At 73.3% G+C, this 21141-nt stretch carries 16 protein-coding genes and 1 pseudogene; 10 read left to right on the plus strand and 7 right to left on the minus strand.

Annotated elements, in window-relative coordinates:
- Positions 1-224 precede the first annotated feature (224 nt).
- The 5 genes from ACIOHG_RS00490 (at position 225) to ACIOHG_RS00510 (ending at position 6843) form a co-directional block, all read left to right on the plus strand.
- On the plus strand, positions 225-1112 hold the full coding sequence (locus ACIOHG_RS00490) for an FAD binding domain-containing protein (protein ID WP_400943534.1): 888 nt from the start codon (positions 225-227) through the stop codon (positions 1110-1112).
- A complete protein-coding gene (locus tag ACIOHG_RS00495; RefSeq protein ID WP_400943536.1) occupies positions 1109-1594 on the plus strand; it encodes a (2Fe-2S)-binding protein in 486 nt (161 codons plus the stop codon). The genes ACIOHG_RS00490 and ACIOHG_RS00495 overlap by 4 nt, the downstream gene beginning before the upstream one ends.
- Positions 1591-3951, plus strand: coding sequence for a xanthine dehydrogenase subunit D (gene pucD, locus ACIOHG_RS00500; protein WP_400943538.1), 2361 nt, complete (start codon positions 1591-1593; stop codon positions 3949-3951). The genes ACIOHG_RS00495 and pucD overlap by 4 nt, the downstream gene beginning before the upstream one ends.
- 148 nt (positions 3952-4099) lie before the next feature.
- On the plus strand, positions 4100-5560 hold the full coding sequence (locus ACIOHG_RS00505; protein ID WP_400943540.1) for an NCS2 family permease: 1461 nt from the start codon (positions 4100-4102) through the stop codon (positions 5558-5560).
- A 131-nt stretch (positions 5561-5691) separates the two neighbouring features.
- Positions 5692-6843 (plus strand): XdhC family protein, encoded by a 1152-nt coding sequence (locus tag ACIOHG_RS00510; RefSeq protein ID WP_400943543.1) that lies wholly within the window; start codon positions 5692-5694, stop codon positions 6841-6843.
- Positions 6844-7022: 179 nt separating this feature from the next.
- On the opposite strand, the gene ACIOHG_RS00515 is transcribed toward ACIOHG_RS00510, so the two are convergent.
- Complete coding sequence (locus tag ACIOHG_RS00515) at positions 7023-8180, minus strand: Dyp-type peroxidase (RefSeq protein WP_400943546.1); 1158 nt, start codon at positions 8178-8180, stop codon at positions 7023-7025.
- 61 nt (positions 8181-8241) lie between these two features.
- Here ACIOHG_RS00515 and ACIOHG_RS00520 point away from each other — a divergent pair, with 61 nt between their 5' ends.
- Positions 8242-9540, plus strand: a complete 1299-nt coding sequence (locus ACIOHG_RS00520) for a right-handed parallel beta-helix repeat-containing protein (protein WP_400943549.1) — start codon at positions 8242-8244, stop codon at positions 9538-9540.
- A 28-nt stretch (positions 9541-9568) separates the two neighbouring features.
- On the opposite strand, the gene ACIOHG_RS00525 is transcribed toward ACIOHG_RS00520, so the two are convergent.
- Both ACIOHG_RS00525 and ACIOHG_RS00530 read right to left on the minus strand, forming a co-directional pair.
- Entirely contained in the window at positions 9569-10393 is an 825-nt protein-coding gene (locus ACIOHG_RS00525) for a hypothetical protein (protein ID WP_400943551.1), read from the minus strand.
- 86 nt (positions 10394-10479) lie between these two features.
- Positions 10480-13173: an SdrD B-like domain-containing protein gene (locus tag ACIOHG_RS00530; protein ID WP_400943554.1), complete on the minus strand. Its 2694-nt coding sequence runs from the start codon at positions 13171-13173 to the stop codon at positions 10480-10482.
- Between the two features lie 243 nt (positions 13174-13416).
- On the opposite strand from ACIOHG_RS00530, the gene ACIOHG_RS00535 reads away from it, so the two are divergent.
- Complete coding sequence (locus ACIOHG_RS00535; RefSeq protein ID WP_400943557.1) at positions 13417-13845, plus strand: VOC family protein; 429 nt, start codon at positions 13417-13419, stop codon at positions 13843-13845.
- An 80-nt stretch (positions 13846-13925) separates the two neighbouring features.
- On the plus strand, positions 13926-14219 hold the full coding sequence (locus tag ACIOHG_RS00540; protein WP_400943560.1) for a hypothetical protein: 294 nt from the start codon (positions 13926-13928) through the stop codon (positions 14217-14219).
- Between the two features lie 33 nt (positions 14220-14252).
- Here ACIOHG_RS00540 and ACIOHG_RS00545 read toward each other — a convergent pair whose 3' ends face one another.
- Together ACIOHG_RS00545 and ACIOHG_RS00550 are read right to left on the minus strand one after the other, a co-directional pair.
- Positions 14253-16409: a bifunctional serine/threonine-protein kinase/ABC transporter substrate-binding protein gene (locus ACIOHG_RS00545; RefSeq protein ID WP_400943562.1), complete on the minus strand. Its 2157-nt coding sequence runs from the start codon at positions 16407-16409 to the stop codon at positions 14253-14255.
- 76 nt (positions 16410-16485) lie between these two features.
- Positions 16486-17121 carry a LysE family translocator gene (locus ACIOHG_RS00550; RefSeq protein ID WP_400943563.1) on the minus strand — a complete coding sequence of 212 codons (636 nt, stop codon included), beginning with the start codon at positions 17119-17121 and terminating at the stop codon, positions 16486-16488.
- A gap of 160 nt (positions 17122-17281) precedes the next feature.
- On the opposite strand from ACIOHG_RS00550, the pseudogene ACIOHG_RS00555 reads away from it, so the two are divergent.
- Positions 17282-18274: pseudogene (locus ACIOHG_RS00555) on the plus strand (IS701 family transposase).
- Positions 18271-18888, plus strand: a complete 618-nt coding sequence (locus tag ACIOHG_RS00560) for a hypothetical protein (RefSeq protein WP_400943565.1) — start codon at positions 18271-18273, stop codon at positions 18886-18888. Before ACIOHG_RS00555 ends, ACIOHG_RS00560 begins: the two are co-directional and overlap by 4 nt.
- A 127-nt stretch (positions 18889-19015) precedes the next feature.
- On the opposite strand, the gene ACIOHG_RS00565 is transcribed toward ACIOHG_RS00560, so the two are convergent.
- Entirely contained in the window at positions 19016-19786 is a 771-nt protein-coding gene (locus ACIOHG_RS00565) for a transposase family protein (RefSeq protein WP_400943568.1), read from the minus strand.
- Between the two features lie 204 nt (positions 19787-19990).
- Entirely contained in the window at positions 19991-20740 is a 750-nt protein-coding gene (locus tag ACIOHG_RS00570) for a hypothetical protein (RefSeq protein ID WP_400943571.1), read from the minus strand.
- Positions 20741-21141 lie beyond the last annotated feature (401 nt).

A 21141-nucleotide genomic window follows, 5' to 3' on the forward strand; every position in this document is an offset into this window, starting at 1 on the left:
GACCTGAGCTGGAGGATCGTCCACCTTGGAGGAACGTACAGGACGGTGCTGCGGGCCACCGCCGGGGCTCATGCCATCGGTGACTGCCAGTGGCCCCCGTCACAGCGGTTCACTTGCCAACACGCCGCCGGGCTGCACCGCGGCGCCCGACCGGCCCCGGCCCCGGGCGCCGGCAAGGGCGCAGTGCCCGCGTCCGGTCGGCGCCGACTTGAGGAGTTACCCGCATGGAGTTCCTTCGGCCCGCCACCTGGGACGAGGCACTCGCGGCGAAGGCCGAGCACCCCACCGCGCTGCCGATCTCCGGCGGCACGGACGTCATGGTCGAGATGAACTTCGACGTGCACCGGCCATCCGCGATCCTCGACCTGAACCGCGTCACCGAGCTGGCCGAGTGGTCGGACGACGGCGCGGTGGTCCGGCTGGGTGCGGCGGTGCCGTACACCCGGATCATCGAGGAGCTGTCGGGGCCGCTGCCGGGCCTGGCGCTGGCGGCGCACACGGTGGGGTCGCCGCAGATCCGCAACCGCGGCGGCGTGGGCGGCAACCTGGGCGCGGCCTCGCCGGCCGGCGACTCGCACCCGGCGCTGCTGGCCGCGGGCCGGGACGTGTTCGTGGAGGCGGCGTCGGTGCGCGGGACCCGGCTGATCCCGATCGACGAGTTCTACGTCGGGGTGAAGCGCAACAGCCTGGCCCCGGACGAGCTGATCCGGGCGGTGCGGATCCCGGTCGCCGACGGGCCGCAGCAGTTCTCGAAGATCGGCACCCGGAACGCGATGGTGATCGCGGTCTGCGCGTTCGGCTTCGCGCTGCACCCGAAGGACGGCACGGTCGGCACCGGCATCGGCTCGGCCGCGCCGACGCCGCGCCGGGCGGTGGCGGCCGAGGAGTACCTGGCCGGGGTGCTGACCGAGCGCGGCCTGTGGGAGTCCGGCGGCCTGCTGGGCCCGGAGGTGCTGCGGCGCTTCGGCGAGCTGGTGCAGGAGGCGGCCTCGCCGATCGACGACGTCCGGGGGACCGCCGCGTACCGGCGGCACGCGCTGGCCGTGCTGGCCCGGCGCACCCTGACCTGGTGTTGGAACGACTACGGCAAGCAGATCAGGAGCGCGGCATGAGGGTCACGTTCACCGCGAACGGCAAGCCGGTGGAGGCCGACGACGTGTGGGAGGGCGAGTCCCTGCTGTACGTCCTGCGCGAGCGGGTCGGCCTCCCCGGTTCGAAGAACGCCTGCGAGCAGGGCGAGTGCGGCTCGTGCACGGTCTACCTGGACGGGGTGCCGGTGTGCTCCTGCCTGGTGGCGGCGGGCCAGGTGCAGGGCCGCGAGGTGCGCACCGTGGAGGGCCTGGGCGGCGAGGACGGCGAACTGGGCCTGGTCCAGCAGGCGTTCGTGGACGCGGGCGCCGTGCAGTGCGGCTTCTGCACCCCGGGCTTGCTGGTGCAGACCGACGCCCTGCTGGCCGCGGACCCGCAGCCCTCCGACACCGACATCCGGGAGGCGCTGTCGGGCAACCTGTGCCGCTGCACCGGGTACGAGAAGATCATGGACGCGGTGCGGCTGGCCTCGGCCCGCACGTGCGCCGGGGGGAACGAGAAATGACGACCCGTACGGTGCAGGGCGAGAAGAACCTGCAGAACATCCACCAGTCCTCGAAGGACGGCATCGGCGGCTCGCCGCTGCGCCCGGACGGCCACCTGAAGGTGCGCGGCGAGTTCGCCTACTCCTCGGACCTGTGGCACGAGGACATGCTGTGGGGCACGGCGCTGCGCTCCCCGCACCCGCGGGCGAACATCCTGTCCGTCGACATCTCCGAGGCGCTGAAGGTGCCCGGCGTGTACGCGGTGCTCACCCACGAGGACATCCCGGGCGAGAAGTACTACGGCCTGGAGATCGCCGACCAGCCGGCCCTGGCGATCGACAAGGTCCGCTACCACGGCGAGGCGATCGCCCTGGTGGCCGCGGACCACCCGGAGACGGCCCGGCGCGCGGTGCGGAAGATCGAGGTCGAGTACGAGGTGCTGACCCCGATCACCACCGAGGAGCAGTGCCTGAACCCCGAGGTGCACGGCTACGTGCACGAGCCGCACGAGTACAAGTCGCACGCGTACGGCAACGTCTGCCACGAGCAGAAGCTGGTCTCCGGCCTGGGCGTCACCGACGAGGTGCGGGCGCTGGCGGACGTGATCGTGACCGGCGAGTACGAGGTCGGCATGCAGGACCAGGCGTTCCTGGGCCCCGAGTCGGGCCTCGCGGTGCCGGCCGAGGACGGCGGCGTCGACCTGTACATCGCCACCCAGTGGCTGCACGTGGACCGCCAGCAGATGGCGCCCGTGCTGGACCTGCCGCTGGAGAAGGTCCGCCTCACGCTGGCCGGGGTGGGCGGGGCGTTCGGCGGCCGCGAGGACCTGTCGATGCAGATCCACGCCTGCCTGCTGGCGCTGCACACCGGCAAGCCCGTCAAGATCGTGTACGCCCGCGACGAGTCCTTCTTCGGGCACGTGCACCGCCACCCGGCCAGGATGCGCTACGAGCACGGCGCCACCCGGGACGGCAAGCTGGTCTTCGCGGACTGCCGGATCGTGCTGGACGGCGGCGCCTACGCCTCCGCCTCCCCCGCGGTGGTCGGCAACGCGGCCTCGCTCGGCCACGGCCCGTACGTGATCCCGAACGTCGGGATGCACGCCATCGCGCTGTACTCCAACAACCCGTCCTGCGGGGCGATGCGCGGCTTCGGCGCCGTGCAGGCCGCGTTCGGCTACGAGTCGCAGATGGACAGGCTGGCCGAGGCGCTCGGCATGGACCCGGTGGAGCTGCGGCAGCTGAACGCCGTCACCCAGGGCGACCGGATGCCGACCGGGCAGGAGATCGACGCGCCCGCGCCGGTCGCCGAACTGCTCCAGCGGGTCAAGGACATGCCGCTGCCGCCGCCGCTCGACCCGGAGCACCCGGACGTGCGCACCCTGCCGGGCGCGCTGTCCAACACCTCGCACGGCGAGGGCATCGTGCGCGGCGTCGGCTACTCGGTGGGCATCAAGAACGTCGGCTTCTCCGAGGGCTTCGACGACTACTCGACGGCGAAGGTCCGGCTGGAGGTGATCGGCGGCGAGCCGGTCGCCATGGTGCACACCGCGATGGCCGAGGTCGGGCAGGGCGGCGTCACCGTGCACGCCCAGATCGCCCGCACCGAGCTGGGCGTCGAGCAGGTCACCATCCACCCGGCCAACACCGAGGTCGGCTCGGCCGGCTCGACCTCCGCCTCCCGGCAGACGTACATGACCGGCGGCGCGGTGAAGCTGGCCGCCGAGGCCGTGCGGCACGAGCTGCTGGAGCGCGGCCGGCAGCGCTACGGCTGGACCCAGGACGACCTGGCGCTGGCCGGCGGCAAGGTGGTCTCCGCCTCGGCCGGGGTGCTGATCCCGATGGTCGACCTGCTCGGGGACGACGTGATCGAGCAGACCCGCGAGCACCACCACCGCCCCACCGTCCCGTTCGACAAGGAGACCGGGCAGGGCTTCGGCCACGTCCAGTACACCTTCTGCGCCAACCGGGCCGTGGTCGACGTGGACGTCGAACTGGGCCTGGTCAAGGTGGTCGAGCTGACGGCCGTCCAGGACGTCGGCAAGGCGCTGAACCCGCTCTCGGTGGTCGGCCAGATCCAGGGCGGCTGCACCCAGGCGCTCGGCCTGGCCGTGATGGAGGAGATCGTGGTGAAGGACGGGAAGGTGCGCAACGCCTCCTTCACCGACTACCTGATCCCGACCATCCTGGACACCCCGCCGATCCCGGTGCAGCTCCTCGAACTCCCCGACCCGCACGCCCCCTACGGCCTGCGCGGCGTCGGCGAGGCCCCCACCGTCTCCGCGACGCCCTCGATCGTCGCGGCGATCCGGCAGGCCACCGGCAAGGCGCTCACCCGCATCCCGGTGCGGCCCGAGCACCTGACCGACACGCTCTGACGGTGCGCCACCCCGGGCCGCCCGCGCCTCGCCGGGCCGGGCGGCCCGCGCACCACCCGTGAGTCGAACCAGTCCCCCTGCGTACCCCCCTGACGGGCGCTCAGGTCGGCTCGCCCACCCCAACCCCCTATGAACCTTGGGAGTGGACATGAACCGGACCTCCACGGAGCCCGGCCCCACCGAAGCGGCCCCCACCGCGCCAGTACCGGCACCGCGAGGCGCCCTGGACGCCTACTTCAAGATCTCCGCCCGGGGCTCCACCCTCGGCAACGAGATCCGCGGCGGCCTGACCACCTTCATGGCGATGGCGTACATCGTCCTGCTCAACCCGATCATCCTGAGCGGCGCCGACGTCAGCGGAGCCAAGCTCGACCACGCCCAGCTGACCACCGCGACCGCGCTGGCCGCCGCCGTCACCACGATCCTGATGGGCCTGGTCGGCAACGTGCCGCTGGCGGTCGCCGCCGGGCTCTCGGTCTCCGGCGCGATCTCCGCGCTGGTGGTGCCGCACACCACCTGGGCGCAGGCGATGGGCCTGTGCGTGATCTACGGCCTGCTGATCGTGCTGCTGGTGGTCTCCGGCCTGCGCGAGAAGATCATGAACGGCATCCCGCTGGCGCTCAAGCACGCCATCACCATCGGCATCGGCCTGTTCGTGGCGATCATCGGCTTCTACAAGGCCGGGTTCGTGCACACCGGCGGCCCCACCCCGCTCTCGCTCGGCCCCTACGGCGAGCTCCAGGGCTGGCCGGTGCTGGTCTTCGCGCTCACCCTGCTGACGATCTTCGTGCTGCTGGCCCGGGGCGTCCGGGGCGCGATCCTGATCGGCATCGCGGCCGGGACGGTGGTCGCGCTGGTGGTCGACAAGGCGGCCGGACTGACGGCGAAGGACTGGGGCGGCTCGGCGCCGGCGTGGCCCGGCTCGCCGGTCGCCGCCCCCGACTTCGGGCTGTTCGGGCACGTCGACCTGTTCGGCGCGTTCGGTGCGCACGGGCTGGGCGCGATCAGCGCCTCGGTCGCCGTCTTCACGCTCGTCCTGGCCGGGTTCTTCGACGCGATGGCCACCATCATCGGCGTCGGCACCGAGGCCGGGCTGGCCGACGCCAAGGGCCGGATGCCCGGCCTGTCGAAGGCGCTGTTCATCGACGGCGCGGGCGGCGCGATCGGCGGCCTGTCCGGCGCGTCCGGGCAGACCGTGTTCGTCGAGTCGGCGACCGGCGTCGGCGACGGCGCCCGCACCGGCCTGGCCTCCACCGTCACCGGCGGCGCGTTCGCGCTGATGCTGTTCTTCTCGCCGGTGGCCGCCGTGGTGCCGGTACAGGTCGCCTCGGCCGCGCTGGTGGTGATCGGCGCGATGATGATGAGCCAGGCCCGACACATCGACTGGGCCGACCGGGAGACCGCGATCCCCGCCTTCCTGACCTGCGTGCTGATGCCGTTCACCTACAGCATCACCGCGGGCGTCGCGGCCGGCGTCGTCTCCTGGACCGTCATCAAGGCCGGGACCGGGAAGTGGCGCGAACCCGGCCCGCTGATGTGGGTGCTGACGGCGGTGTTCGTCGTCTACTTCGCGCTCGTCCCGGTCAAGTCCTGGCTGGGCGTGCACTGATCCACCCCAATCCCACCCGCCCCGGCCGCCCCACCGGTTGCCCTTCCGCCGGTGGGGCGGCGCCTTCCGCTTCCGCCGGTGGGGCGGCGCCTTCCGTCGCACACTGGACCGGTACCGCAAGGAGCAAGCTCGTGCACGACATCGCCGCACAACTCCGCGACTGGCACGCCGCCGGACGCCCGTTCGCCGTGGCCACCGTGGTCGGCGTCTCCGGCTCCGCCCCGCGCGAGCCCGGCGCGGCGCTGGCCGTGGACGCCGACGGCGAGGCGGTCGGCTCGGTCTCCGGCGGCTGCGTCGAGGGCGCCGTCTACGAGCTGTGCCGGGAGGCGCTGCGCACCGGCGCACCCGTCCTCGAACGCTTCGGCTACAGCGACGAGGACGCCTTCGCCATCGGCCTGACCTGCGGCGGCCTGCTCGACGTCTTCGTCCAGCCGGTGCGGCCCGGCTCCTCCCCCGGCCTGGACGCCGCCGTCCCGCTGATCGCCGCCGGCACCCCCGTCGCCGTCGCCCGGATCGTCGACGGGCCGCCCGCCCTGCTCGGCGCGACCCTCGCCGTCACCGCCGAGGACCGGCACGGCGTGCTCGCCTCCTTCCCGCTGGAGCGGGCGGTGGTCGCCGAGGCCCGCGCGATGCTCACCGCCGGGCGCACCGGTCGCCTGGTCCTCGGCCTGGACGGGCGCCCCTGCGACCCCTCCTCGGCGGGCACCGTCACCGTCTTCGTCGAGTCCTACGTGCCCGCGCCGCGGATGCTCGTCTTCGGGGCGATCGACTTCGCCTCCTCCGTCGTCCGGATCGGCAAGTTCCTCGGCTACCACGTCACCGTCTGCGACGCCCGGCCGGTGTTCGCCACCGCGCGGCGCTTCCCCGAGGCCGACGAGATCGTGGTCGACTGGCCGCACCGCTACCTCGACACCCAGCTCGACCGGATCGACGGCCGCACCGTCCTGTGCGTCCTCACCCACGACGCCAAGTTCGACCTCCCCCTGCTGGAGCGCGCCCTGCGCCTGCCCGTCGGCTACGTCGGCGCGATGGGCTCCCGCCGCACCCACCGCGACCGCCACGCCCGCCTCCGCGAAGCCGGCCTCACCGACGCCGAACTCGCCCGCCTGCACTCCCCCATCGGCCTCGACCTCGGCGCCCGTACCCCCGAGGAGACCGCCGTCTCCATCGCCGCCGAACTCGTCTCCCACACCCGCGGCGGCTCCTGCCTCCCCCTCACCACCACCCCGGGCCCCATCCACCACGACCCCACCCCGACCGACCGCTCCCCGCACGCGGCCTGACGCCCCGCCGAACGGCCCCGCCCGAAGGGCTCCCCTCCGTTCCGAGCCCCCCGCGGCGAGCGGTTTTCTTCTCCTAGAGCACTGCGCCCAGGGGCTCGCCCGACTAGACGCCCGGGAGGACCCCCGGGCGACCGCTCTCTTCCCCCTGCCCCGGCCCCGCGGCGAGCGGATTTCTTCTCCTACAGCGCTGCGCCCAGGGGCTCGCCCGGCTTTGCGCCCGGGAGGACCCAGGCGATGGCGGAGGCGGTGTGGGTGAGGAAGGGGGTGAGGGCGTCGTGGTCGGTGAGGCGGGTCTGGATGCGGGTGAAGAGGGCGGGGTCGCGGAGGAAGGCGCAGAAGAGGAGGCCGCGGTCGGTGGGGGCGTCGTCGTAGGAGTAGCCGCGGCGGAGCATCCGGGTGCCGCCGTCGAGGCGGGGGCTGGTGAGGCGGACGTGGGCGGTGGCGGGGATGAGGTAGGAGCCGTCGGGGTGCTTGGCGTAGATGTCGGGGTCGTCGTGTTCGGCGGTGCCGGTGAGGGGCGCGCCGCTCGCGGCCCGGCGGCCCATGGCGAGTTCCTGGCGGTCGGTGGGGAGGGCGGCGAAGGCGGCGGTGTCCATCCGGATCCGGCGGTAGACCAGCAGGGTGCCGTCCTGGTGCCAGAGGCCGGGGTCGGCGGGGTCGGGGTTGGCGGTGCCGTCCTTGAAGCCGAACAGGTTGCGCGGGGTCTGCCCGTCGGGGACGGGCGGCAGGAAGCCGTCCTGGTGCCAGCGGACGGTGGCGCCGGCGGTGGTCGCGGCGGTCACCAGGTGCTCCGTCAGGACGCCGGTGGTCCACGGCTGTTCGGCGCAGACCTGGACCAGGACGTCGCCGCCGCTGCGCGCCGGTTCGAGCCGGTCGCCGGCGAAGGCCGGCAGTTCGGCGAGGGTGGCGGGCGCGGGCAGCCCGAGCCGTCCGGCGAGCGTCGCGCCGACGGCGACCAGCGAGGTGACGGGCGGGGTGCCGGTCAGCCGGGCGTCGCCGAGCGTGCCGTCGGCGGTCCGGGCGAGGACGTCGGAGAGCCCGGCGAGCAGCCCCCGCAGGGTCCGGCGGTCGGCGTCGGCGGGCAGGTCGAGCGCGAGCAGCCGGGTCACCGGGAGTTGGGGGTGCGTCAGCGCGGACTGCCGGGCCCCGTGGAAGGGGACGGCGGCCGGCGGCGGCGGTGCGGCGGGCGCGGGTGCGCGGTGGGTCTCCCGGGCGAGCACGGTCGCGGCGCCCGCCCCGGCGGCGAGCGCGGCCCCGGCGGCGAACAGCGTCCGCCGGTCGAGCCGGGGGCGGACGGGGTCGGGCGCGGCCTGCGGGTTCCCGGGTTCGATGTGCATGTCCGCCATTGCAGACGATAGAACACGTTTCATGCAATTCCTCCGTGGTCTCCTGTCATTGATGGACCGTCAGCTCCGTACGGTCCCGCCCCTGCTGGGCGCGCTGCTGCTGGCGGCGGCCGCGGCCGGCTGCTCCTCCGCCCCCGGCGGCGCCTCGGCGGACCGGCATCCGCCGGGGACGGTGCTGCGGGTCCCGGCGGACTTCCCGTCGGTGCAGCGGGCGGTGGACGTCGCGGTGCCGGGCGACCTGGTGCTGGTCTCGCCGGGCACGTACCGGGAGAGCGTGCGGATCACGAAGCCCCGGGTGGTGCTGCGCGGCACGGACCGCAACGCGGTGGTCTTCGACGGCGGCTTGAAGCTGGTCAACGGGATCACCGCGACGGGCGCGGGCACCGTGGTGGAGAACCTGACGGTGCACGGGTACCTGGCGAACGGGGTGCTGTTCACCGGCGTCACCGACGAGAAGCTGCAGCGGCACGGCGCGGGCGGCTCCGCGTACGACCCGCTGGACACCACCCGGTTCCCGGCGGTGGAGGGCTTCCGGGCGACGCGGGTGACCTCGTACGGGAACGCGCTGTACGGCATCTACGCGTTCGACGCCCGGGGCGGGGTGATCGAGGACTCGTACGCCTCGGGGATGGCGGACTCGGGGATCTACGTGGGGCAGTGCCGGCCCTGCGACACCCTGGTGCGCGGCAACACGGTGGAGCGCAACGCGGTGGGCATCGAGATCACCAACGCCTCGGAGAACCTGACGGTGGTGGGGAACCGGGCGGTCGGCAACCGGGTCGGGGTGACGGTGAACTCCAACGACCTGGAGTCGCTGGCCCCGCAGCACGCCGCGGTGATCGCGGGCAACGTGGTGGCGGACAACAACGCGGCGGACTCCCCGGAGCAGGCCGACGGCGGGTTCGGCATCGGGATCGGGATCGGCGGCGGCACCGGCAACCGGGTGGAGCGGAACCTGGTGCGCGGCAACCGGGCGGCGGGCGTGGTGGTGACCGACCCGCCGGGGCACCCGGCGAGCGGCAACCGGGTGGCCGGGAACCGGGTCTCCGGCAACGGGGTGGACCTGGTGGGCGGGGCCGCCGATCCGAGCAACTGCTTCGCCGACAACGCCCCGGCGGTGCAGAGTCCGCCCGGGCTGGAGCAGGTGGCCCCGTGCGGGGCGACGGGCGGGGCGAAGGTCCCGGCGGGGCGGGCCGCCGCCGTGCAGGCGCCGCCCGGCACCGCGTTCAACGCCGTGCCGGCGCCGCCCGCGCAGCCCGGGCTGCCGGACCCGAACGCCCCGGCCGTCCCGGCGGTGGGCCTGCCCGGCCCGGTCGACCCGGACGCCTACCCGCTGCCCAGCGGCGTCTGACGCCCCGTCGGCCACGGTCGCGGGCCGGTCAGCCGGCCGTGGCCCAGGGGGCCTCGGGGAGTTTCGCGCCCGCCAGCTGCCCCCGCAGGTCGAGGGTGGTGGGCGTGCCGAGGCCGGTGATCCGCATGGTGACGCGGCGCAGGCCGCCGTCGGCGTCGATCCAGTAGGTGAGCGGGGAGGCGGCGGTGTCGCGGTCGGCGGCCTCGCGCGGGCGGGGGCCGGAGATCCGGTCGTAGGCGCGGCCGTCGATGGTGTCCCGGCCGAGCCGGCGCGGGCCGGACTGGGCGAGCAGCAGCGGGTTGTCGGGGCGGTCCGCGCCGAGCTGGACCAGCAGGTTCAGGCCGGAGTCGAGCGGGTCGGTGCCGTAGGCGCGGGAGGACCAGCCGCTGCGGGGCACGTGGTCGGCCTGCTCCCAGGCGGGCCCGGCCGCCCCGTCGGGGGCCTTGGCCAGGCCGAGGCCGCCGGCGTCCCAGACCACCAGGCCCTGGTCCACCGTCCCGGCGGGTCCGCGGACCAGGTAGCTGCCCGCGGCGTGCCGGGTGCGGTAGTCGACCACGCCGCGCACCTCGACCACCATGCCGTCGCCCTCCTGCGCGGTCAGCGCGACCTGGACGGGGCTGGCCCCGTAGAGGGTGAACCGGGACAGCGCGAGCCGGGACGCCTCCTCGGTGGTGAGCGGCCGCGCCCCGTCCTGACCGTCCGTCAGCCACCAGGCCGTCGCGCCGCCCGCGGCGAGCAGCACCGCGGCGAGGACGGCGGCCACGACGGCGCGGCGCTTCTTCCCGGTGGGCCGGGGATTCCCGGCAGGCCGGGCCTTCTCGGTGGGCTGGTTCGGGCTCGTGCGGATCGCCATGCGGGTCGGGTCCTCCGGGGTGCGGGGCTCGGACGGGGCCCCGGGGTCGTCCGACCCCGGGGCCCCGGTGCTGCACTGACGGTACGTCAGCCGGTGCGGCGCCTGCGGACGGCGATCAGCAGGCCGGCGCCGAGGGCGACCAGCAGGCCGCCGCCGGCGAGCAGGTACGGCAGGTTGCCGCCTGCTCCGGTGCTGGCCAGCGGGCCGGACGGGACCGGGCGGGCCTGCGGCGGGGCGGGGGTGTCCACCGTCGGGGTCGGGGTGGGTGTGGGGGTGGGCGGGATCGGGGTGTTGACGGCGGTGGTGGTGATGCCCGCATCCAGGTGGTCGTCGTCGAGGACGACCGGTCCGAGGACCGGCTCGCGCGGGGCGGTGTAGCCGGGGGGCGGGGCGAGTTCCTCCCAGTAGTAGGTGCCCTGGTCGGCCCGGGTGGTGCAGGTGCCGTCGGTGCCGGTGGTGCAGGGGCCGCCGACCTTGGTGTCGGCCTTGTCGCCACGGGCCTGGAGGCCGTCGGTGCCGTTGGTCTCGCGCCACAGCTGGAACACCGCCCCGGCCAGCGGCTTGCCGTCCTGGTCCTGCTTGGCCAGGCGCAGCGCGCCGCGCTGGGGCTGGAAGCCGAAGTCGAAGCTGTGGTCGTCCTGTCCGGCCGCTCCGGTGGTCAGGGCCCGCTCGGCGTAGGTTCCGCCCTCGGGGACGGTGCCGTCGGAGTCGGTCAGCCGGTTGTCGCCGACGTTCGCGCCGGTGGGGACCCAGTGGTGGAGCGGGCCGCCCTTGGCGTAGTCGGCAGGGTTGTCGAGCCGGATGGTGTACGCGGTCTTCGGCTTGAGGCCGCCGGTGACGTTGCTGTCGTCGAAGTAGTACTCGCCGCGCGCGGTGGTCTTCGTGCTGCCGACCTTCTTGCCGTCGGCGTCGTACAGGTCGACGGTCGCGCCGGGGACGGGCTGCTGCTGGGGCAGTTGCAGGCCGGAGCGCTCCGGGTCGTACCAGACCCGGTTGCCGATCTGCAGCGGCGCCCGGTCGCAGAGGACTTCGAGGTCGGCCATGGCGGCGCCCTTGCCGAAGCGCGAGCGGCCGTCGGAGAGCTCCTGGCCGAAGCCGGGGTCGGGGCCGCCGGTGCGCAGGGTGAACATGGTGCCGGCGGTGACGATGTTGTTGGACACGTCGTAGCCGGAGCTGGCGATCGAGTTCTCCACCTTGGACAGCGCCAGGCCCGCGAACACCGGGTACGGGTGGCCGCCGGGGTAGGGGCGGTGCAGGTCGAAGAAGCCCTTGTTCCGGGTGGTGGCGCCGCAGCCCAGGTTGACGTCGAGCACGTAGGCGTCGCCGGCCTTGCAGGCCTTGTTGAGGTCCGCGGAGGCGAGCACGTACACGAAGCCGGGCGGGAACGGCTGGCCCTCGGCGGGTGCGGCGGCGGCCTGGTCGGCGTACCGGTCGCGGAAGGCGAGCAGCATCGAGCCGTCGGTCTCGAAGCCGACCTCGCCCAGTTCGGGCTCCGGATAGAGGCCGCAGGTCTGGCCGTTGGCCGACCGGACCGGGGTGTCCGTCCACGGGTACCAGTAGTAGCCGCCGGTGCAGGACACCGGGGGCGTGCCGCGGTGGTCGAGCGGCTGGTCCAGCACGGCGGCGCCGAAGACGCCGGTGGCCGGGTCGAACGGGAGGACCACGGCCCGCAGGTCGGCGGTCTTCTGGGTGGACTCGCCGGAGCAGACGCCGCCGAGGTAGCCGACGCCGTCCTGCATGCCGAGGCCGTAGGGACGCCAGTCGCCGGCGGCCGGGCAGTCGGCCGCCGGGATGGGGTAGACGGCCTTGGGTGCGGACGCCGTCGCCGCGGTGGCGTCGTACCGGTAGAGCTTGCGGTCGTTCAGGTTGACCACGTACAGGTCGCGGCCGTCCTCGGTGAGCTTCAGCCCGCCCAGGCTCTCCTTGCCGACGGCCGGGTAGAAGGCCGCGTCGTCGCCGCCGCCGTGCGCGGTCGCCCCGGCGTTCGGGACGGTGGTGAACAGCGAGGTGGCCTTGGTGGCCGGGTCGGTGACGTAGACCGCGCCCGGGCCGCCGGGGCCGTACTTGGTGTCGCGCTTGGCCTGGGCCGAGCTGAACAGCCGCTTGTCGTCCCGGTTCCAGGCGATGCCGAAGACGTTCCCGGTGTCGGCGGTGTCGCCGATGTTCGTGACGTCCTTGTTCACGCCGCGCGAGCGGTACGGGAAGGTCAGCAGGGTGCGCTGGGTGTCGGGGCCGAGGGCGGCGGGTTGGCAGGCGGTGGCGAGGGGGGCGTTGGCCTGGCAGTAGTCGGAGGGGTTCCACAGGCCGGTGGTCAGGGTGGCCTGCTTGCCCGCCGAGAGGTCGACGAACTCCTCGTTGCTGCTCAGCCGGTTCGGGGCGCCGGCCAGGCCCTCGCGGGCGGCGAACGCCGGGAACAGCACGCCCGGTTTCGGATTGACCACCTCCACCCGGTACTTTCCGCTGGCGGTGGCCCTGGCGGGGGTGAGGGTGGCGGTGCCGTCGGCGGCGGTGACGGCGGTGCGCACCGCCCCGTCGTCGCCGGTGAGGGTGACCGTCACGCCGGCCAGGCCGGGTTCCAGCGCGGGGCTCCACGTCCCGCTCGCGTCGACGGCGCGGACCACCCGCACCGTGACCGAGCCCTCCGCGCCGGCGGGCGCGGCGGACGGCGCCGCCACCGCCGTCGCGGCGGCCAGTGCCACCGCCACGGCGGCGGCCCGCCCGGCCCGCCGCCGGCCCGTGCCCGGCACGGGTGATCGAGGCTGTTCTGCTGTCTGGATCATGCCCTGCTCTCGTGGTCGGGAAGGCACGCCGGACCGGGGCCACGGAACCACCCGGATGGCCCTGCGCACACCTCTTTTGGCCGAATCGTAAGCGGAATACGGCCATCCGGCGTACGGAACAGGAAAATTGACGCACCGTCAGGAAGCACACCCGATCCTCCGCGTGCGCCCGGTGCGCCCCGCGTGCCCCGCCCGGCGACTGCCATGTCAAACGCTTTCGGCCACCGGCACTAGGGTGATCCGATGATCGAACAACCCTTGCCGCCCGCCCACGGGGCACTGCACCACGTCGAGCTGTGGGTGCCGGACCTGGACCGGGCGGTGCGGTCCTTCGGGTGGCTGCTGGAGTCGCTCGGGTACGCCGTGCACCAGGAGTGGTCCGCGGGGCGCAGCTGGCTGCTGGGGGCGACCTACCTGGTGGTGGAGCAGTCGTCCGCGCTGGCCGCCGATCAGCACGAGCGCCGCCGGCCGGGGCTCAACCACCTGGCGTTCCACGTACGCGACGCCGCCGCGGTGGACGCGCTGGTGGCGGCGGCGCCCGGGCACGGCTGGCGGCTGCTGTTCGCGGACCGGCACCCGTACGCGGGCGGGCCCGGGCACTACGCCGGCTACCTGGAGGACGAGGACGGGTTCGAGGTCGAGCTGGTCGCGCTCGCGGGGCCGGGCGACTGACCGTTCCGCCGTGACCGGGGCGCGGGGGCGGGGGAGAATGGGACGGTTCGCCGAAGGCCCGCACCCCTGGGAGGCACGCGATGCGAACGATGATCGTGGCGGAGCTCGACACCGAGAAGTCCAACCGGCTGATCGCCGAGGGGCTGATGCCCGAGCGGATGGGCGCCATGCTGGCGGCCCTGAAGCCGGAGGCGGCCTACTTCTACCCGGCGGGCGGCCACCGGGCGTTCACCCTGGTCGTGGACCTGGACCAGGAGTCCTCGCTGGTCGCCGCCGTCGAACCGCTCTGGCTGGAGCTGGGCGCCCACGTGACGCTGACGCCGTGCATGAACGCGGAGGAACTGCGGGCCGGTATCGACAAGTTGACGAGTTGACGAGTTGACCGCAGGACGGCGGACCCCGGCGGTTCAGCGGGTCAGCCGGACGGTGCTCTCCTGCGCCCAGGCGGCGTTCCGGACGGCCAGCACGCCCAGGGTGGGCTGGGCCAGGTCGCCGTACTGGTCGAAGGCGACCGGGCCGGTGACGCCGTCGAAGGAGAGTTCGGCGAGGGCCCGGACCACCTCGGCCCGGGCGTCGGCGGGCAGCGCCCTGCCGTGCGCGGCGGCGACCGCGCCGACGGCCCGGACGATCGCGGTGGTGGCGTCGTAGGCGTAGGCGCCGTACTGCTCGGGGTCGCTGGTGTAGCCGCCCTTGGCGAAGGCCGCCAGGAACTGCTTGGCGCCGGGCATCCGGCTGCCGGGGACGGTGGTGGAGACGGTCAGGTCGCCGGGGGCGGCGGCCTGCGCGAACTCGGGCGCGTACAGGCCGTCGCCGCCCATCAGCGGGCCGTCCACGCCGCCCTGCTTGAGCTGCCGGGAGAGCGGGCCGGCGTCCGGGTACATCCCGCCGAAGAACACCGCCTGCGCGCCGGAGGCCCGGACCTTCGCCACCAGCGCGGTGAAGTCGGTGTCACCGGCCCGGACGTGCTCGGCCCCGGCCGCGGTGCCGCCGATCCGGTCGAGTTCGGCGGTGAACCGGGCGACGATGCCGCTGCCGTACGCGGAGCCGTCGTCGACCAGGAACACCTTGGGCCGCTTCGCCGTCCGCACCAGGTGGTCGGCGGCGGTGGCGCCCTGCTCGACGTCGTTGGCGCAGACCCGGAAGAACGAGCCGTACTGGCGGGTGGCCCGGCCCGCCGCCCAGTCCGGGCCGAGGGTGAGCGCGCCGTTGGTGGCGACCGGCGAGACGGTGGCCAGCCCCGCGGCGTCCAGCGACGGCAGCATGCTCTGCGCCACCGAGGAGTTGACCGGGCCGACCACGCCCAGCACCGCGCCGTCCTCGGCCAGCCGGGTCGCGTTGGCCCGCCCGTCGGCGGGCTGCGAACGGTCGTCCAGGGCGCGCAGCTCGAACTGCACGCCGGGGACGGCGCCGGTGCGGTTGGCGTCCTTGACGGCGAGGTCGGCGGCGTCCTTGACGGCCTGGCCGGTGGCGGCGAGCGCGCCGGTCAGCGGAGCGTCCAGGCCGATCACCACCTTGACGGCCTTGCCGTCCGGGGGCGGCGCCGCGTTCAGCCCGCTGCCGGTGCTGCCGGTGTTGCCGCCACCGCCGTGACCACTGCCGGTGAGCCGCCAGGCCAGCACCCCGCCGCCCAGTACGGCGAGCGCGACGGCGAGGGCGGCGATCCGCAGGCCGGTCCGCTGTTGGGTCGACTGTCCGGTCCGGCGGGGGTGGGCCGCCGGGGCGGGGTCCTGAGGTGCCGTCAGGCTCTCGGTGGCGGCGGCCAGCAACGCGGCGGCCCGGTCGGCGTCGGCGCGCTGCCCGGGGTCCTTGGCGAGCAGCGCGTCCAGGACGGGGGCGAGCCCACCGGCCCGGGCCGGTGGGAGGTGCGGGCGGGTGAACACGGCGAGGGCGAGCGCGTGCAGGCCGTCGGCGTCGAACGGCGGGCGGCCCTCGACCGCGTGGTAGAGGGTGGCGCCGAGCGCCCACAGGTCGTTGGCGGGGGCGGGGTGCTTGCCCTCCAGCTGTTCGGGCGGCATGTAGTGCGGGGTGCCGACGACGGCGCCGCTGTGGCTGAGCCGGGTGGTGGCGTCGGCGAGGTGGGCGATCCCGAAGTCGGTGAGGACGACCCGGTCCCGGGTCAGCAGCACGTTGTCGGGCTTGAGGTCGCGGTGCACGATCCCGGCGGCGTGCGCCTCGCGGAGCGCGCCGAGCAGCGCGACGCCGATCTCGGCGACCCGGGCGGGCGGCAGCGGCCCGTCGGCGCGCAGCGCGGCGGCGAGCGAGCGGCCGCGCAGGAACTCCATCACGATGACGGGCGAGCCGCGGTGCTCGGCCACGTCGTGGACGGTGACCACGGACGGGTGGTTGAGCAGGGCGACGGCGCGGGCCTCGGCGGCGAACCGGCCCAGCAGGCGGGCGCGTTCCTCGTCCTCCAGGCCGGGCGGGAAGAGGATCTCCTTGACCGCGACCTCCCGCCCGAACAGCTGCCGGTCCCGGGCGCGCCAGACCCGGCCCATCCCGCCCTGCCCGACGAGTTCGGCCAACTCGTAGCGGCCCGCGACGACTTCCGGTTCCTGCTGGGTCACCCGGGCACTCTAACGGGGCGACCCGCCCGGCCCGGGGCCCTGTCGACAAGTCGTGACGTTCCGACCTGACGGTCCGTCAGTCGCCGAGGGCGAGCTTGGCGCCGAAGCCGAGGACGGCGGTGCCGGTGACCCGGTCGAGCAGGCGGCGGGCGGCGGGGCGGCGCAGCCAGCCGCGCAGGGTGTGCGCGAAGCCGATCAGGACGGCGGACCAGAGCAGTCCCTCGGCGACGTGCACGGAGGTGAGCAGCACGCCGGCGGCCAGGTGCGGGGCCCCGGCGGGGATGAACGGGGGTAGCACGGCGACGTAGAAGACGCCGACCTTGGGGTTGAGCAGGTTGGTGACGGTGCCGCGCCGCCAGCCGGCCCACCAGCCGCCGTCCCGGTCGGCGGGGCCGGCCTCCTCGCCCTGCTCCGCGTTCCGGCTGCGCAGCAACTGGACGCCCATCCACAGCAGGTAGCAGACCCCGGCCCAGCGCAGCGTCTCGTACGCCAGCCGGGAGGCGGTGAGCAGCACGCTCAGCCCGGCGGCGGAGGCGGTGCCCCAGACCAGGGTGCCGGTCTGGATGCCGAGCACCACCCCCCACGCCTGCCGCCGCCTGCCCAGGGCCGCCGTCCGCAGAATGAGCGCGGTGTCGAGCCCGGGCGTCAGCGTGAGCAGGCCCACCACCAGGGCGAAGGAGGCCAGCGGCCCGGCCATCGTCGTCAGGTCCATGGGCGCCCAGCGTAGTACTCCAGCAGCACTTCGTGATCTTGCCGGTGGGGGCTGGTGGAGAGATGGGTGCGGCCACCGTTGATCATCGTGGTTTGTGAAGACAACGAATGATCAAGTGCTGGCCGCAGGCCATAGCGTAGACCTTGCCCGTTGGCGGGCCATGGTCGATGAGGCCATGGCCGGAGGGGCCGGCCGGTTCTACCGTGTGGAACCCCGCGCGGCGGCGCGGGCGTTCGTCCTGGGACTGCTCTCGGCAGTCGAGCGAAAGAACTGCTGGGGACCGGCCGAGCAGGCCGGGCATGGCAGCCCCGATGCGATGCAGCGCCTGGTCCGCTCTGCTCGGTGGGACGCAGAGGCGGTACACCGGCACAGCGGGAAGAATCGAGAATGCCCAGGTCGGAGTGTTCCTGGCCTACGCATCCGCACGTGGACGGGCGTTGGTCGACCGTCGCCTCCACCTTCCTGAGCAGGCCTGGTGCCAGGACGCCGAGCGTCGCAGCGGCTCTGGCATCCCGGCGACGGCCCACTTCGCCACCAAGCCCCGCTTGGCCGGGCAGATGATCGTCGCGGCTCTGGCGGCCGAGGTCCCGGCCCGCCGGGTGACCGGAGACGAGGTCTACGGCCAGGCCCCGCAACTACGCACCACCCCGGAGGAACTGGGTGTCGGCTACGTCCTCGCGATCGCCTGCAGCAGCCGGGTCAGGGTCAACGCGGACCGCACCACGGTGCGCGCCGATCACGTCGGTTCCCGGTTGCCGGCCGAGATCCGGCAGCGGCACAGTGCCAGAGCCGGCGCGAAGGGAGCGCGCTACTACGACTCGGCTGCGACTGGGCATGGGTGGAAACCAGCACTGACCAGCACCGGGGACTGCTGATCCGGCGCAGCCCCGACATCGGGGAGTTGGCGTTCTACCTGTGCTGGTCACCTGAACCTGTCCCGCTGTCGGCCCTGGTGCGCGTCGCCGGGATCAGATGGTGCATCGAGGAGTGCTTCCAGGCTGCGAAGGGTCAGGTCCGCCGCTGGACCTCCTGGCACCGCCACATCACCCTGGCGATGCTCGCCCTGGCCTTCCTCGCCGTCCTGGCTGCAGCAGCCACCCCGGACCGGCCCGCCCGCGAACCCCGAGAGCGGATCACTATCCTGGCCCGATGATGCGCGACCTGATCGCCGCGTTCAGCACCGCCGCGCGGGACCGGATGATCGGTGCCGGGTGGCGCAAGCGCACCGGCGACATCTACACCCAGAACCTCGGCAACGGTTTCCACGCCTGGGCCGGACTCAACCGCGCCTCGAAACACCACCCGCTGGAGATCAATCCCGTAGTCGGACTGCGCTACGACCCCCTCGAACGACTCCTCGCCGACATCACCGGGGCCGTGTCCCGGACGACCGCCACGATCAGCCGACCAGTCGGCTACCTCACCCCCGACAACGCCTTCCTGCAACTACGGGTCGCCGAACCCGGTGACGCCGAACGGGCCGCAGACGAGCTGCACGAACTCGTTCAGACCTACGGCCTGCCGTTCGCCCGGCAGCACGCGAGCCCGGACAGGCTGCTGACCGCGCTTCAGACAGGCGGCAACGTGCCCAATCCCGACCGGACCGGACTCCTCCTCCCCGCCCTTCACTTCCTGCGCGGGGACACCGACGAGACACGCTCATGCCTCGCACAAGGACTCGTCCACTACGGGCAGAACACGAGCATGCCGGTCGTCGCCGAATTCCACCGATTCGCCAACGCCCTGACCACACGCCTGCCAGCATGAATCAGCCGCTGCACAGCCAGCCTGCCCGACGCCACCTCGGCCATGATCACGAAGTGCTGCTGGAGTACTGAAGGTTGTTGCAGAAGGTCTTGGGCGGGCAGGGTTGAGCGTGCTCTGAGCTGGTGTTTCATCCTGTCTGGGCGGGGTTGTGCATGTGGGCGACGGCCTGCACCGCGTGGTGCGGGCCGTCGCCTTTCTGTCGGCAGTCGCGGAGGATCTTGTCGTTCTTCATGCGGGCGAAGGTGTGCTCGATGCGGGCGCGCACGCGTCGGTGCTCGGCGTTGCCCTCCTCCTGGGCCCGCAGCAGGGGCCGGCCCGGGCGTCTGCGGTGCGGGACGGCCAGGCCGGTGTTGATGTGGGCGCCGTCCGCCAGGACCTTGGCGTTGGCGCACCGCGCGGGCAGGTCGGAGGCCCGCCGGACGTGGGCGTCGGCCCTGTTGCCCGGGGCCGGGCGGGCGGCGGCGACCACGAGGCGGGTGTCCGCGTCGACGACGACCTGCACGTTCGCCGAGAACCGGTAGTTGCGGCTGGATGCGCCCACCGTGCGGTCGCGTACCGGGACCAGGGTGCCGTCCACGCTCCACAACCGCTCGACGCCCGGAGCCGACGACCGCACAGGCTCCAGTGCCGGCAGCGGACCGAGACGCCGCACGACGCGGCACACCGTCGCCGTCGAGACACCGAACAACGGAGCGAGCTGCCGCATCGTCAGGTTCGTCCGGTAGTACACCGCCACCAGCAGCACCCGCTCCGCCAACGGCAGACACCACGGCCTGCCCCCACCGGACCCGTCACCGCCCCGCTCCCGCACCACCTTCACCAGGCCCTCGAACCGCCGCATCCGCAGACCCGTGAACGTCTCCACCCACAACGGCTCAACCCTCAGCACCCCACCCATACAGGAGAAATGCCCCACGCACAGCCTTACGGAACAACCTTTAGTACTCCAGTGTGGTTTCGCGATCTACGCGCTGGAGGGAGCGGAGAGTCGCTTCCGGTAGCCATGGGCCGTGCCGCCGGTACCTGCGGCAGCGCGGCATCCGGCACCGACTACACGCCAGAGCCGTTGACTGGACACACCCCCGTCTACTGGACAGGCCCGCTATTGGTTCCATTGTGCGGGCGGGTGGGCGAAGGAAACGGGGCACGTGTAGATCTGCATGCCGTCGCCATGGACGGAGACACCAATGTTGCTGAGGTGTGTGGGAGTGCCGGTGGGGTTGGTGATCGGATCGTATTCCTCCTGCGGCCTCCAGCTGGTCGTGCCGTTGTCCCACTCGCGGCAGTCAATGTAGAGGAACGGGCGCATTTCGCTTCCGCACGGGCAGTCGATGCGGGTTATGTCGCGGAAGCTCACGGGTGCCCAGCCACCGAGCTTCCAGCCCGGTGCGACAGACAAGTCGCCTTGGTAGTTGGGTGTGCTGTCCCTGGAGCTCCACGGGGCCAGTCGGGTTTCAAGGTCTTTCGGCAGCTGAATCTGCGGAGGGTATTCGGTGACGGGTTCGGGGTGCAGGACACAGGGCTGGGGTAGGAAGTCCTCCTCTTCGATGATGGCCGGGCTCGGGGGATTCCGGAGGATCTCGTGGATGGTTGCTGCTGTGCGCCAATGGATGCTTGTGGCTGGTACGTAGTCGGGTTCGTGGCCGAAGGGGCACCACAGGACCTGCAGGAGATCGGCGCCGGGCGGGCCGGTGACCACGCCGTGGGCGTCGCGAAGGTAGAGCTGGAGGATCGGCAGCATCGGAGTGGGGCGCTCGTCATCCGAGTTGTCCACGATGGCCACTGGTCCGCTTTGTCCGTCGGGGATGAAGGCACCGCCGCTCTCGGAACGCGAGTGCTGCAGATCGCGCATCCGTCTGACCTCGGCAAGGGTGACGAGGTCCCCGTGCGGAGTGGCACCGTGGTCCTCAGCACATGTTGGCCAGGGCTCGTCGATGGGCCACAGGAGGGGCCCGCCAACCGAACTCTCTGCGGTGCTCGGAGTTCCCTGTCGTGGATGCAAGCGCAGCGCTGTGCGGGCGTAGACGGCGAGTTCGGGGACGGCGATGGCGATGTCGATCGGCCGTGGTGGTGTTGTGCGCGTCATGGATGATGTCAGCCCTTTTCGAAGCCGCGCCTTCCGGGGCGGCGCGTCACGGGGCACAGTACAGTCGCCGACTGACAGATCGGGGGGGGAGACTGAGCTTGGCGTGCAACTTCCTTGGTCACTCCCATGGTTGGTACACCGAGGCGATCCCCCTCCCCGAGAAGAGG

The organism is Kitasatospora sp. NPDC088134 (assembly GCF_044741705.1).
Classification (GTDB): domain Bacteria; phylum Actinomycetota; class Actinomycetes; order Streptomycetales; family Streptomycetaceae; genus Kitasatospora.

Excerpts from the sequence above, each read along its gene's own strand:
- ACIOHG_RS00490 (WP_400943534.1), top strand. The coding sequence starts at position 225 with ATGGAGTTCCTTCGGCCCGCCACCTGGGACGAGGCACTCGCGGCGAAG.
- ACIOHG_RS00495 (WP_400943536.1), top strand. The coding sequence starts at position 1,109 with ATGAGGGTCACGTTCACCGCGAACGGCAAGCCGGTGGAGGCCGACGAC.
- pucD (WP_400943538.1), top strand. The coding sequence starts at position 1,591 with ATGACGACCCGTACGGTGCAGGGCGAGAAGAACCTGCAGAACATCCAC.
- ACIOHG_RS00505 (WP_400943540.1), top strand. The coding sequence starts at position 4,100 with ATGAACCGGACCTCCACGGAGCCCGGCCCCACCGAAGCGGCCCCCACC.
- ACIOHG_RS00515 (WP_400943546.1), bottom strand. The coding sequence starts at position 8,180 with ATGCACATCGAACCCGGGAACCCGCAGGCCGCGCCCGACCCCGTCCGC.
- ACIOHG_RS00520 (WP_400943549.1), top strand. The coding sequence starts at position 8,242 with ATGGACCGTCAGCTCCGTACGGTCCCGCCCCTGCTGGGCGCGCTGCTG.
- ACIOHG_RS00525 (WP_400943551.1), bottom strand. The coding sequence starts at position 10,393 with ATGGCGATCCGCACGAGCCCGAACCAGCCCACCGAGAAGGCCCGGCCT.
- ACIOHG_RS00530 (WP_400943554.1), bottom strand. The coding sequence starts at position 13,173 with ATGATCCAGACAGCAGAACAGCCTCGATCACCCGTGCCGGGCACGGGC.
- ACIOHG_RS00535 (WP_400943557.1), top strand. The coding sequence starts at position 13,417 with ATGATCGAACAACCCTTGCCGCCCGCCCACGGGGCACTGCACCACGTC.
- ACIOHG_RS00540 (WP_400943560.1), top strand. The coding sequence starts at position 13,926 with ATGCGAACGATGATCGTGGCGGAGCTCGACACCGAGAAGTCCAACCGG.
- ACIOHG_RS00550 (WP_400943563.1), bottom strand. The coding sequence starts at position 17,121 with ATGGACCTGACGACGATGGCCGGGCCGCTGGCCTCCTTCGCCCTGGTG.
- ACIOHG_RS00560 (WP_400943565.1), top strand. The coding sequence starts at position 18,271 with ATGATGCGCGACCTGATCGCCGCGTTCAGCACCGCCGCGCGGGACCGG.
- ACIOHG_RS00565 (WP_400943568.1), bottom strand. The coding sequence starts at position 19,786 with ATGGGTGGGGTGCTGAGGGTTGAGCCGTTGTGGGTGGAGACGTTCACG.
- ACIOHG_RS00570 (WP_400943571.1), bottom strand. The coding sequence starts at position 20,740 with ATGCGCGATCTGCAGCACTCGCGTTCCGAGAGCGGCGGTGCCTTCATC.